Genomic DNA, 12612 nt, shown 5'->3' on the forward strand with positions numbered 1-12612 from the left:
TTTGAAAGTTGTTACAATTCTAGTGACAAATGATATAATCTTTCCAGTATTTTGTAAAGAAAAAATTAAGAATGGGGCGGACAAAATGAAAGTCGCATGTATTCAAATGGATATTATCTTTGGAGATGTAGAAAAAAATATTGAGAATGCTAAAAGTAAAATAAACGAGGCGATGAAGGAAAGACCAGATATTATCGTCTTACCAGAATTATGGACAACAGGATATGATTTAACAAGGCTTTCTGAGATTGCAGATAGGGATGGATTGAAAACGAAAGAAATGTTGAAAGAATGGTCGAAACAATATGGTGTACATATTGTTGGTGGTTCCATAGCAAAGCAAACAGAGCAAGGTGTTACAAATACGATGTATGTTGTAAGCCGCGAAGGACAGCTAGTAAATGAATATAGTAAAGTGCATTTATTTCAGCTTATGGATGAACATAAATATTTAGTAGCGGGTAATGGTACGGGTGAATTTACGCTAGATGATGTAGAGTGCGCTGGCACAATTTGTTATGATATTCGTTTTCCGGAGTGGATGCGTGTTCATACTGCTAAAGGTGCAAAAGTTTTATTTGTTGTAGCAGAATGGCCATTAGTACGTTTAGCGCATTGGCGTTTGCTTTTACAGGCGAGAGCAGTTGAAAACCAGTGTTATGTTGTAGCATGTAATAGAGCCGGAAAGGATCCGAATAATGAGTTTGCAGGTCATTCTTTAATTGTGGATCCTTGGGGAGAAGTTGTAGTAGAGGCAGATGAAGAGGAATCTATTTTATTTGGGGAGCTGAAATTAGAAAAGATTAAAGAAGTTCGTAAAGGAATTCCAGTTTTTGCAGATCGCCGCCCAGAATTATATAAATAAAATATTGACAAGTGATTTTTATTCTTGGTATATTCTTCATCATAAAGTTAAAAATTCGAAAAAATTATACAACTCTTATCAAGAGCAGGTGGAGGGATTTGGCCCGATGAAGCCCAGCAACCGACCGTAATACCATTGTGAAATGGGGCGTTTATTACGCCAAAAGGCACGGTGCTAATTCCAGCAGAAAGTAAACTTTCTGGCAGATAAGAGGGGAGAAGATAAACTTCAAACCTCTTTCTTCGTGGAAAGAGGTTTTTCTGTGCTAGAAAAACCTCTGAATTAAAAGGGGGAGAAGACGATGGGATATTATTCATTAACAGAAGAAACAGCTGTACACTACGCAAAAGAACATGGATACTTTGAAAAGAAAGCGAATGTAATCTGCCATGAAATTGGAGATGGCAATTTAAATTATGTATTCAAATTAGATGATGGAGAGAAGACAATTATAATAAAACAAGCACTTCCATATGCGAAAGTAGTTGGCGAGAGCTGGCCATTGTCAATAAAAAGAGCAACGATTGAAAGTAAAGCACTGCAAATTTTTGCGAAGTATGTACCGGAATACGTTCCAGAAGTATACAGTCATGATGAGGAGTTGGCAGTGACAGTAATAGAAGATTTATCAAGACTAACGATTACAAGAAAAGGATTAATAGATGGAGAAGAGTATCCTCTTCTATCCCAGCATATTGGTCGCTTTCTAGCACATGTTTTATTTTATACTTCAGATTTCGGCGTACGTTCAGAAGAGAAAAGAGTGTTAGATAGTGAATTTGTTAATCCAGATCTTAGTAAAATAACAGAAGATTTAGTGTTTACAGATCCGTTTGGTCATTATGATACGAATGATTATGAGCCAGAGTTACAACTAACGGTTGATGAACTGTGGAGTGACAAAACTTTAAAATTAAAAGTAGCACAGTATAAGTATAAGTTTTTAACGAGAAAAGAAGCGCTCATTCATGGGGATTTACATACTGGTAGTATATTTTCATCGCCTTCTGAAACGAAAGTAATTGATCCAGAATTTGCAACGTACGGTCCATTTGGATTTGATCTTGGTCAATTTATTGCAAATTTATTATTAAATGCGTTATCGCGTGAAGAGGAAAAAAGAATTGTGCTATTTTTCCATATCGAGAAAACATGGAGTTATTTTGTAGAAGCTTTTACAAAGCTATGGATTGGAGAAGGTGTAGAAGTATATACGAAAGAGAAACAATGGTTACCAATTATTTTGCGAAATATTTTTAGTGATATTGTTGGATTTGCTGGATGTGAACTTATTCGTAGAACAATTGGTCTAGCACACGTAGCAGATTTAGATGAAATATCAGATAAAGAAAGAAGAATTCAAGCTAAAAAACAAGCACTTTATTTAGGAAGAGAACTATTAAAATATGAATCAAAGAGCGCAGATATACAACTGTTCCGAACATTATTTCAACATACAATTTCAGGAGGCGTAAAGGCATGAGTACAATCATTACTGTTCCGAGATCAGTAAGTTGGAAAGGAGATGCCATTGCGGTATTAAACCAAACAAAGTTGCCACATGTCACTGAATACAAAACATTAACGAATGTTGAAGATGTATGGAAAAGTATCATTATGTTAGAAGTACGCGGAGCACCTGCAATTGGAATTGTAGCTGCGTTTGGTTTGGCGCTTGCGGCAAAGAAATACGATGCTACAAATATCGATGAATTTCAAAAGAAGTTTAATAGAGATTGTAACTATTTAGGGACATCACGCCCGACGGCAGTCAATTTATTTTGGGCAATTGATCGCATGAGAGAAGCTATACGAGGGATTGCTACAATAAAAGAAGCACAAAAAATATTAGAAGAAGAAGCACTTCGTATTCAGCAAGAGGATGAAAAGGTATGCCGAAGTATTGGAGAACATGCTTTAACATGTTTTAAAGACGGTGATAAAATTTTAACAATTTGTAACGCTGGAAGTATTGCAACTGCTAGATATGGAACAGCATTAGCCCCATTTTATATTGGGAAAGAGAAGGGCGTGCGTTTACATGCGTATGCGTGTGAAACGAGACCGGTTTTACAAGGTGGTCGTTTAACGACATGGGAATTGAAGCAAGCAGACATTGATGTAACGCTTATTACGGATAATACTGCAGCACATGCAATTCGAACGAAAGAAATTAATGCGATTATCGTAGGGGCAGATCGAATCGTTGAAAACGGTGATACTGCTAATAAAATAGGAACATTAAATTTAGCTATATTAGCAAAGTATTTCGGTATCCCATTTTACGTTGCAGCTCCGTTATCTACGTTTGATATTACGAAACAAACAGGTGCTGAAATTGTTATTGAAGAAAGAGATGAAACAGAAGTTACGAAAATTTTTGGGAAACAAGTGGCGCCAATTGGAACGCCTGTATTTAACCCTGCATTTGATGTAACACCGCATGAATTAATTACAGGAATTATAACTGAGAAAGGTATTTTACGTGGAGATTATAAGCAAGAAATTACATCATTATTTGAAAAAACAAGCTAATCACAAATAGCTTGTTTTTTTATGCCTAAGATTCTCTGTTCCTCGTATTGAAAGCAAATTAGACGGAGTAATTGTTGCAATTGAGAAACTCCCTCAACAATTACTAAAGTATGAAGATCCTCGCGATAGAAAGTAAAATAAAGTTTGCTCTTTGTGAGCAAACTTTATTTTTTATTGAGCAGTATATCCACCATCAATAACGACAGCTTGACCAGTAATGCCTTTTGTTTTTTCACTCGCTAAAAACATAGCATAATCAGCAATTTCTTGTACTTGTAATAAGCGCTTTTGTGGTACAAGTGGATAAATAACATCTTCTAAAACATTTTCAAGTGGTACATTTCGTGTAGTAGCTAAATCCTCTAGTTGATTACGTACAAGAGGGGTATCGACATAACCAGGACAAAGGGCATTTACAGTAATACCATGGGTAGCACCTTCTAAGGCCGCAACTTTTGTTAATCCAATTACGCCATGTTTTGCACTATTGTAGGCAGCTTTTCCAGCGAATCCGACAAGACCGTTAATAGAAGCGACGTTAATAATCCGGCCATATTTTTGTTTTTTCATAATGGGAAAAGCATGTTTGATGGCGATAAATGGAGCGATTTGCATAATTTTAATAAGAAGCTCGAATTTCTCAGTTGGAAAATCTTCAATCGGTGAAACATGTTGCATTCCTGCATTGTTAATTAATACATCTAATGAACCGAAATGACTAACTGTTTGAGAAAGTGCTGTTGTAATTTCTTCTTCGGATGTAACGTCACATTTTAAACCGATAGCTTGAAATCCTTCCTTTTGTAATTGTTCAGCAGCTTCTTTTGCACGATCTTCAAGGCGATCACTAATGACAACTTTCGCACCTTCTTTTGCAAAAGCACTACCCATTTCATAACCAATACCGCTCGCAGCACCTGTTAAAAAGACAACTCGATTTGTAACCATGATGAAAAACACTCCTTCATAATAAAAGTTCTCTTATTGCTCTATTTAGAGAGGTGATAATGAAATTCCTGCAAACATTTGGAAAAATATATTTAGCTATCTTGTTTTGCAAAATAGTCTCTGCTATACTATTTTGTAAAGCAAGATACTTATGTTTATCTATCTTGTAAAACAAGATAGTGAGAGGATTTGAATTATGTCGACAAGTCAAATGCTAAAAGGGATTTTAGAAGGTTGCCTCCTTGCTATTATTTCTGAAGGTGAAATATATGGTTATGAAATGAGTGAAAAACTAGCGAAATATGGTTTCACAATGGCAAGTGAGGGGAGTATTTATCCGTTATTAATACGAATGCAAAAGGAAGGATTAATAACAAGTGTAATGAAGGAATCTCCATCTGGCCCAAAGCGAAAATACTATACATTAACAGAAAAAGGCGAAGAAGCACTAGTTGAATTTATGGATCGCTGGGAAGCGATGCAAAGTAGTGTAGAGCGTTTACTTGAAGGGAAGGGGAGAAAAAAATAATGCTATCAAATGAATCGCGAAATTTTTTATTGGATATGAGATTGTTTTTGACGGCAAAGAGTGTGAAAGAAAGTGATATTGAAAGCTTTTTAGAAGATGCAGAGTTGCATTTAATAGAAGGTGAGAGTGAAGGGAAAAGTGTAGAAGATATTTTCGGAAGCTCACCGAAAGAATATGCAAATGAACTTGTAAAAGTAATGGGAAGGGATAGACAGGAAACGTGAAAGCAAATTGGGTTTACGGTAATGAATATCGTTTCGTTTTGGATTATTGCTTCTATTCTAGTAGTCAATAATGGCCTTCTACAGATTTCTCTGATTCAATGTGTTGGATATAGTTTTACTTTGATTCTAGCTATTATTGGTCCGAATGTTTTAATTCGTAAAATGACCTTTTTAACGAGTTTTACAAAAACATGGTTTTCTATGTGGTTTTTAGTCATGATAGCGCCAATGTTTCTGTTAGGAGCAGTTACGATATTAGATGTGATATATCCTACAATGATGTTTACGTTCACTCTAGTTCAAAGTTGTATAATGGCTGGGATAATTTTTGTCATTACTGTAGTTATAAATCTGTATTTTGAAGGATGGTTTAAAAACTTATATTTAATTATTCCGCTTTCTATTATGTTAGTGTTTAAAACATTTACATCGGAAGATCTCGTGCCAATGTTATTTCAAGTTATATGTTTATACGGAAGTTTATTTATTTTAATTTTCGTTGAAATTATGATGAAGACGAATAGAAGAGAAACGGTTAAATAAGGGAGGGGTTATAATGAAGGTTTCTAAAGAAGGGGAAAAGTTTTTAATCGATACGAAAGTGTATTTAATAACGAAGGGGATTAAAGAAGAAGACGTGGACGCTTTTCTCGAAGATGCAGAACTTCATTTAATAGAAGGTAAGAAAAAGGGGAAGACGGTAAGTGATATATTTGGTGACTCACCAAAAGAGTATGCAGAAGAATTAGCGAATGAGATGGAGAAGGATAAAAGCGGGGGTATAAAAAGTATTTTAGGAATGATTATTGGTATTGGTGGATATTGGTTACTTACAAATATTTTATTTGAAAGCCCAAATCATGAATTTATATTAACGAATGTGCAGTTGATTGGATATCCTATCGTCTTAATAATTACGATTATTGGAACAATTATTGCGTTTAGAATGTCTTCTTTTAAAAGTAAGTTAGTTAGTAGAGTTTGGTATTATTTACATAATAGTAATGGTTCCTATTCTATTACTAGTGTTATTAATGTTTATGAATAAATGGTATGGGACACCTGTATTGCAATTAACTACTATGCAAAGTTATATACTAGCTGGAATTGTCTTATTAGTATTGTTAATTGGGGAAGCGTACATACTTGGCTGGATTGGAATATTAGCTGTCATTATACCGCTAATAATTATGTTTGTATTTAAAGAGTTAGGAAAGAAAAACCTGTATTGGGGAATGTTAGAGCCTTTACTTCTGTACGGTAGTTTATACGTATTAATGAGATGGTCTTTAAAAAATGAAGAGAGAAAAAGTGTAAACTAGAAGAATACATGATGAATATTTTAATACTTTATTAGATGATACATCAGGATATGTTTTGTTTTTCGGTTTAATAGGAAAAGGGCTGCTCTGGATATGCAAAAAAGTATTTCCAAAGAAATATTATATAGGGATTTTTAGGGGGATTACGCTTATCTTTAGTTGTATGTTTTTATTTCTCGCAGCCGGTATTTGGTTTGTTGATTGGAATATGTTGTTTTAAACAGTAACAATATCGTTACTGTTTTTTTCTTTGTAATAAAGTGCTTTGTAAAGAGAGCGCTTTTTGTTCATTTGTTAATAATGAATTGATGTGAACTTGATCAGGACGAGGGACTATAGGGTACATAAGGTTTGAGGGAGAAGGGTGGTGTTCAGAACCAGTTGGAGAGTGGGGATCTGCGTGCGTAAGTTTTCCATGAATTCGTCTTGTAAATAAAATATGACCAATTTCGTGAGCGAGGGTGTATATATTTTTCATTGGAGCAGCTGAGTTTGTTAGAACGATGTAACCAGTAAGTTGTTGTTGTTTCGCTAGAGAGTAAGCGCAAGCGATTACTGCGGTTTCTTTGAAATAATCACTGCCAATATAACAAATATAAAGGTCACATTCAGGAGATTCGTTAACACAAGTTTGAAAAAAGGATGATAATTTTTCCTGACTTTGAATGGAGTTTTTATAACTAATTTCCCGATTAGAAAAACGGAAAAGTTCGTTTAGTACAATTACTTCTTTAATTTGAAATGTAATGGGATGCCAAATTGATTCTGCAACTGCTAAATCTTTTGCAATACGGTCGTCAGAAATATCGGCGCCTGGAGTAATGCAAACACATATATTAACGTATGAATCCATAAGGAACACCTCAAATGAAAAAATTCTTTCTATAATATATGTGGGGAAAGATTCTATGTATGGATAAACGCCTTGTTTATCGCACGAATATATATAATACAAGTCGAAAAAATTTCATAGTTCTATAACGTAGTATGGTCATCTTTTTGATATAGTAAAGAAAAGGGGGAGAATATATGTATACATTAAAAATCGTTTCAGACAGAGAAGCTCTTTATCAATTTGCGAGCTATGTAAGAGTTGTGCAAGGGGTTGAAGATGTATATGTAGAGGTGGGAGAACCTTTATATGAACATCCAATAATGAAGTTTTATGTACATATTACAATTGAAGAAACATATGATCAGCATAAAGCGTTACAAGAAATAGCTAGATTAGTAGAATTAGGGCGTTTTACGTATGTCCATTATCGCAATGAGGAAATTGAAGAAGCTTTTGAAGCTGTAAAATACGAAAGTTTTAAGAAATAAAGTGAAACTTTAATCAGTGGGGGTTTTGTCCATCCCGCACTGATTATTAGTTGAACCAATCGGGCTTTTACGGGCAGCCCGACCTCCGCCTAACTTCTTTGCTTTCGCTGAATTTTGAGGTAGGGGTCTTACTGCCCGCAAATAGCGGGATAACGGTAAAAAAAGGAAGCGGAAGCTTCCTTTTTTATTGAAAATTACAGCAACAAAAGGAAGAGAATTTTGTTATGATAAGGAAGGGTGAGGAAAGGAGAGTTTACATATTGGGGTATATTGAAGAGTTACGCAAAGTAGTTGGTACGAGACCACTTATTTTAGTAGGATCAGCAATTATTATATTAAATGATAATCAAGAAGTATTGCTTCAATATCGTTCAGATACATATGATTGGGGTGTGCCTGGCGGGGCAATGGAACTGGGAGAAACGACAGAAGAAACTGCTCGTAGAGAATTATTCGAGGAGACGGGGTTAAGTGCAAAAATAATGCAATTTCTTGGTGTTCTTTCAGGAAAGGAAGTTTATTTCCGTTATCCAAATGGAGATGAAATTTTTAATGTGATTCATCTGTATCAGGCACATCATGTAAGCGGAGAATTAAAGCTCGATCATGAAGGGTTACAACTTCAATATTTTCCAGTAGATAAGTTACCGAAATTGAATGAAACGACAGAGAAGATATTACAAAAATTCCTATACGCGTTGACAGAATAGAAGGTGAATTCCTTCTATTTTTATTATATTAAATATTTTGATTTTTTGGTATGTTTATAGTATGATAACTGTAGACATACATCTTATGGAATTCCATCTAAAAATTTACTAGGGTACATAAGAGAGGGGCAAGTACAAAATGCATAATGTTGTCATTACAGCTGCAGTTCGTTCACCAATTGGAACTTTCGGAGGAGCACTAAAAAATATAACACCAGTAGAATTAGCTGTTCCTGTACTTCAGGAAGCTGTAAAAAGAGGCGGAGTAGAGCCACATGAAGTTGATGAAGTAATTTTAGGTCATTGTATTCAAAGAACTGATGAAGCAAATACGGCAAGAACAGCTGCATTAGCGGCAGGATTTCCTGACACAGTTACTGGTTATACAATTCAACGTCAATGTTCTTCAGGTATGCAAGCAATTATGTCTGCTGCAATGCAAATCCAATTAGGTGTAAGTGATATTGTTGTTGCAGGTGGAGTAGAAGCAATGAGCTCGAGCCCTTATGCATTAAAACAACACCGCTGGGGACAACGTCTACAGCACGGAGAAATTCGTGATACGGTGTGGGAAGTTTTAGAAGATCCGATTCACCATATTATGATGGGTGAAACAGCGGAAAATTTAGTTGAACAATATGAAATTACAAGAGAGGAACAAGATGAAGTTGCGCTTCGTAGTCATACATTAGCGCTGCAAGCGATTGAGTCTGGATACTTTGACGACCAAATTGTTCCTATTACAATAAAAGAACGTAGAAAAGAAGTTGTATTTGCAAAGGATGAACATCCACGTGCAGATATTACAGCTGAAAAATTAGCAGGATTAAAACCAGCTTTCCGTAAAGACGGATCAGTAACTGCAGGGAATTCATCTGGTCTTAATGACGGAAGTGCAGTTTTAGTATTAATGAGTGAGGAAAAAGCGAAAGAAAAAGGTTTACAACCGTTAGCTCGAATTGTTGGATATTCAGTAGCGGGAGTAGATCCGAAAATTATGGGTATTGGACCAGCACCAGCAATTCGCAAAGGATTAGAAAAAGTAGATTGGTCATTAGAAGATGCAGATTTACTTGAAATTAATGAAGCTTTCGCTGCACAATACCTAGCTGTAGAGAAAGAGTTAGGGTTAGACCGTGAGAAAGTGAATGTAAACGGTAGTGGTGTAGGACTTGGACATCCAATTGGTTGTACGGGAGCTCGTATTACGGTAAGTTTAATTCACGAATTAAAAAGACGTGGATTAGAGAAAGGTATTGCCTCTCTATGCGTTGGAGGCGGTATTGGAGTAGCTTTATTTATAGAAGCATTATAAAAAAGAGGCAGCGATTGCTGCCTCTTTTTTTATGACTCAAATAAGTGATGAAATAATCGATCGCGATTTTCAAAGAAAAGTTTCGTCGTTTGGTAATGCTCTGTTTCTTCTAATGTCGATTCGTGAATTCCTTCTTGAGTTAAAGAGTATATAGTAGATTCAGGATAAGCCATTAGAATGGGAGAATGGGTTGCGATAACAAATTGTGAACCTTGTTCAGCTAGCTCGTGCATGCGAATGAGCATTGAAAGTTGCCTCATCGGTGATAAAGCTGCCTCAGGCTCATCTAAAATATATAAACCTTGTCCTGAAAAGCGGTTCATAAATAATGAGAAGAATGATTCTCCATGGGATTGTTTGTGTAGTGAGATACCACCATAGGAATTAATAATTTTTTCCCCAAGTCCTTCTCGATCGTTATCCATTTCATCAATGTAAGAAGCAACATTATAAAATGATTCAGCACGTAGAAAAAAGCCGTCTTTTGGGGTATTAAAACTTTTTGAAATACGAAGGCATTCATGTAAAGATGAATGTGAATCGTACGTGTTAAAACGGAAGTTCTTCGTTCCACCTTCTGCATTAAAACCTAAAGCAACTGCAATAGCTTCGAGTAATGTTGATTTACCTGTTCCGTTTTCTCCAATAATGAATGTTACATTCGGGTGGAAAACGAGTGATTGTAATGTTCGAATGGCGGGTAAACAGTATGGATATGCGGAAAAGCTAGGGATATTTTCTTTTTGTAATGAGACGCTTTTTAAAAAGGGTGTTTCAATCAATATATAAACCTCAATTCATAAAGGATTTTGTTTCTAAAAAAGCAGCGAATACAAGTGTAAGACAGCTTGCTAATAAAGTGAAACTTTAATCAGTGGGGGTTTTGTTCATCTCCCACCTAACTTCTTTGTTCTAGCCAAATTTTGAGGTGGGAGTCTTACTGCCCGTTAATGCGGGATAAAGTTATATATTGAAGTGCACAAAAACCAAGGCCTTCCCAGCCGAAAGACATTCTCTTCCATATAAAAATGAAAAGAACACTTATAAAGCCAACGAGAGCAGGCATATATTTTATAATTTTTAAGTGCTTCCATAGAAAGAAGCCGATGTATGTACTTAAAAACAAGATAAACAGAACAAGAAAAAAGACTAGTGTTAACGACACAGGAACTCCTCCTTATTTTCTGAATATTTCATGTGGATTATAACATTTAAACTATCATATTCCAATGTGAAAATAAATATTGCATAGAGATTGTTCATATCGTTATGATAATATGTATTCTATTGGAAATATGAAAAGGAGTTAAATATGCCATTTACATTCGCGCATCCAGCAGCTGTTCTCCCTTTTGCTAAGAAACATTCTAGTTATATTTCAGTGACGGCTCTTATATTAGGTAGTATGGCACCTGATTTTGAATATTTTTTATATTTTAGGCCATACGGTATTATTGGCCATACATGGGCTGGTTTCTTATATTTGAATTTACCACTCGTTTTTTTATTAGCATATGCATATCATCGTATTTTAAAAGGACCGTTTATAACACATCTACCTAAGCCGTTTGCTACGTACTATAAATATATAGCTGATGAAAAGTGGGGGCTTTATACATGGAAAGATATTTTTGTATTTTGCTATTCTGCTTTATTCGGTATGGTGACGCATGTAGTTTGGGATGCTTTTACCCATAAGACAGGCTATTTTGTTATGAAATTACCGCTGTTACAGCAAGAAGTATATAGTATTCCAATTTATAAATTTTTACAGCATGGGAGTACTTGTTTTGGTCTACTATTACTAGTATATATACTATGGAAATATAGAAGAAGAATGGATAGAGATACTAGTTTAACTTCGGAAAAAAAGAAATATTGGGCTTCATCCATCGTTGTGGCAGCCACTATATTTATCGTTCACGCGTTATTAGACCCCTATTTTCATATTTTCCAAATAGGAGGTATAATAGTATCTGGACTGACAAGTTCGTTTTGTGGACTTCTCATTGTTTCTATAGTTTACAAAACAAGGGACTAATATAATTTTAATGAATGATAGTGTTAGGAGAAATTAAATGATGAAAGCATGGAAAAGTATTTTTGTTTTATGTAGTTTTCTTCTTATGTTAAGTGGTTGCTTCCATCAAGAAGAAAAGAAGGCAGAACCTAAAAAGAAAGAATCTATTCCTGAAACAAAAGAGTATGGTGGGCGTGAGCTTAAAAAAGTAGGGCAAAAGGTGAAAGAAAAAGGATGGGGGACTTTTGAATTAGAACAGATTCATTCTGTGAATCAGACATTTGAAGTAGCCCCAATGAAAATTCACGTACAAGACGTTAAAGTTATCTCATTATCACAAATGAGCAAAGATGCAAAAAATACATTGAAAGTGTATACTGCATTAACTCCTGAAGAAGTAAAGCGTAGATTGGGAGATAAAGTGAGTCAAGAAGATGCTGAATTATATGCATCGTTAAGTGGAACAGAGATTAGCGATACGATTCGGTATGTTGAAATTACATATAAGGTAGAAAATAGTGGGAATAAGAACATGCAATTTTTCTCTATGAATGATGTTATTATTAATGACAAACAGCATTTTAATGTAGCGACTCAAAACTTTTTATATGAAGAAGACACACTTGTAGGCACAAAGAGTGCATCAAGGGAAGATTATAAGCCTGGTGAGACACGAGAAGGAATTATCGGTTTAATACTCGATGATGGAAAAGAGAAGGTAAAGGATATTAAGTTTACAACAGATGATTTAGCAGCGGGAGATACTCATGAAGCTGTTAAAGAGCCACAAACTTTCAATATCTCATTTTCTAAGTAAGGTG

General features: G+C 35.2%; 14 protein-coding genes, 3 pseudogenes and 1 riboswitch. Of the genes and pseudogenes, 13 read left to right on the forward strand and 4 right to left on the reverse strand.

Annotated elements, in window-relative coordinates; translation table 11 throughout:
• Window position 1: 1 nt before the first annotated feature.
• The 4 genes and pseudogenes from CQZ94_RS06105 to CQZ94_RS32345 form a co-directional block, all read left to right on the forward strand.
• Window positions 2-865 (forward strand): carbon-nitrogen family hydrolase, encoded by an 864-nt coding sequence (locus CQZ94_RS06105; RefSeq protein ID WP_142395769.1) that lies wholly within the window; start codon window positions 2-4, stop codon window positions 863-865.
• 72 nt (window positions 866-937) lie between these two features.
• A riboswitch (SAM riboswitch) is annotated at window positions 938-1078 on the forward strand.
• An 88-nt stretch (window positions 1079-1166) separates the two neighbouring features.
• Window positions 1167-2348 carry an S-methyl-5-thioribose kinase gene (mtnK, locus tag CQZ94_RS06110; RefSeq protein ID WP_105584658.1) on the forward strand — a complete coding sequence of 394 codons (1182 nt, stop codon included), beginning with the start codon at window positions 1167-1169 and terminating at the stop codon, window positions 2346-2348.
• Complete coding sequence (gene mtnA / locus CQZ94_RS06115) at window positions 2345-3400, forward strand: S-methyl-5-thioribose-1-phosphate isomerase (RefSeq protein ID WP_105584659.1); 1056 nt, start codon at window positions 2345-2347, stop codon at window positions 3398-3400. Before mtnK ends, mtnA begins: the two co-directional genes overlap by 4 nt.
• Window positions 3401-3443: 43 nt before the next feature.
• Window positions 3444-3536, forward strand: a pseudogene (locus tag CQZ94_RS32345) (YvrJ family protein); the annotation flags it as partial.
• 35 nt (window positions 3537-3571) lie between these two features.
• Here the strand turns inward: CQZ94_RS32345 and CQZ94_RS06120 are convergent.
• Window positions 3572-4348 (reverse strand): 3-hydroxybutyrate dehydrogenase, encoded by a 777-nt coding sequence (locus CQZ94_RS06120; RefSeq protein WP_105584660.1) that lies wholly within the window; start codon window positions 4346-4348, stop codon window positions 3572-3574.
• A gap of 196 nt (window positions 4349-4544) precedes the next feature.
• On the opposite strand from CQZ94_RS06120, the gene CQZ94_RS06125 reads away from it, so the two are divergent.
• The 4 genes and pseudogenes from CQZ94_RS06125 to CQZ94_RS06140 all read left to right on the forward strand — a co-directional run bounded on the left by CQZ94_RS06125 (window position 4545) and on the right by CQZ94_RS06140 (window position 6643).
• Window positions 4545-4877, forward strand: coding sequence for a PadR family transcriptional regulator (locus CQZ94_RS06125; RefSeq protein ID WP_105584661.1), 333 nt, complete (start codon window positions 4545-4547; stop codon window positions 4875-4877).
• Window positions 4877-5644 (forward strand): annotated as a pseudogene (locus tag CQZ94_RS06130) (DUF1129 domain-containing protein). Before CQZ94_RS06125 ends, CQZ94_RS06130 begins: the two are co-directional and overlap by 1 nt.
• 13 nt (window positions 5645-5657) lie before the next feature.
• Window positions 5658-6423: pseudogene (locus CQZ94_RS06135) on the forward strand (DUF1129 domain-containing protein).
• 4 nt (window positions 6424-6427) lie between these two features.
• The gene (locus tag CQZ94_RS06140) at window positions 6428-6643 is read left to right on the forward strand and encodes a DNA-binding protein (protein ID WP_105584662.1); all 216 of its coding nucleotides are present in this window, start codon (window positions 6428-6430) and stop codon (window positions 6641-6643) included.
• Between the two features lie 15 nt (window positions 6644-6658).
• Here CQZ94_RS06140 and CQZ94_RS06145 read toward each other — a convergent pair whose 3' ends face one another.
• A complete protein-coding gene (locus CQZ94_RS06145) occupies window positions 6659-7276 on the reverse strand; it encodes an ImmA/IrrE family metallo-endopeptidase (protein ID WP_105584663.1) in 618 nt (205 codons plus the stop codon).
• A 176-nt stretch (window positions 7277-7452) separates the two neighbouring features.
• On the opposite strand from CQZ94_RS06145, the gene CQZ94_RS06150 reads away from it, so the two are divergent.
• The 3 genes from CQZ94_RS06150 to CQZ94_RS06165 all read left to right on the forward strand — a co-directional run bounded on the left by CQZ94_RS06150 (window position 7453) and on the right by CQZ94_RS06165 (window position 9771).
• Window positions 7453-7746 (forward strand): DUF3928 family protein, encoded by a 294-nt coding sequence (locus CQZ94_RS06150; protein ID WP_105584664.1) that lies wholly within the window; start codon window positions 7453-7455, stop codon window positions 7744-7746.
• Window positions 7747-8006: 260 nt separating this feature from the next.
• Window positions 8007-8456: an NUDIX hydrolase gene (locus CQZ94_RS06160; RefSeq protein WP_002145954.1), complete on the forward strand. Its 450-nt coding sequence runs from the start codon at window positions 8007-8009 to the stop codon at window positions 8454-8456.
• Between the two features lie 139 nt (window positions 8457-8595).
• A complete protein-coding gene (locus CQZ94_RS06165) occupies window positions 8596-9771 on the forward strand; it encodes an acetyl-CoA C-acetyltransferase (protein WP_105584666.1) in 1176 nt (391 codons plus the stop codon).
• A gap of 29 nt (window positions 9772-9800) precedes the next feature.
• Here the strand turns inward: CQZ94_RS06165 and CQZ94_RS06170 are convergent, their stop codons facing one another.
• Window positions 9801-10553, reverse strand: coding sequence for an AAA family ATPase (locus CQZ94_RS06170; protein ID WP_105584667.1), 753 nt, complete (start codon window positions 10551-10553; stop codon window positions 9801-9803).
• Window positions 10554-10708: 155 nt separating this feature from the next.
• Entirely contained in the window at window positions 10709-10936 is a 228-nt protein-coding gene (locus tag CQZ94_RS06175; protein WP_105584767.1) for a hypothetical protein, read from the reverse strand.
• Between the two features lie 147 nt (window positions 10937-11083).
• On the opposite strand from CQZ94_RS06175, the gene CQZ94_RS06180 reads away from it, so the two are divergent.
• Both CQZ94_RS06180 and CQZ94_RS06185 read left to right on the forward strand, forming a co-directional pair.
• Entirely contained in the window at window positions 11084-11812 is a 729-nt protein-coding gene (locus CQZ94_RS06180) for a DUF4184 family protein (protein WP_105584668.1), read from the forward strand.
• A 37-nt stretch (window positions 11813-11849) separates the two neighbouring features.
• On the forward strand, window positions 11850-12608 hold the full coding sequence (locus tag CQZ94_RS06185; RefSeq protein ID WP_105584669.1) for a hypothetical protein: 759 nt from the start codon (window positions 11850-11852) through the stop codon (window positions 12606-12608).
• Window positions 12609-12612: the final 4 nt, after the last annotated feature.

It is taken from the genome of Bacillus sp. MYb209 (genome assembly GCF_002975175.1).
Classification (GTDB): Bacteria; Bacillota; Bacilli; order Bacillales; family Bacillaceae_G; genus Bacillus_A.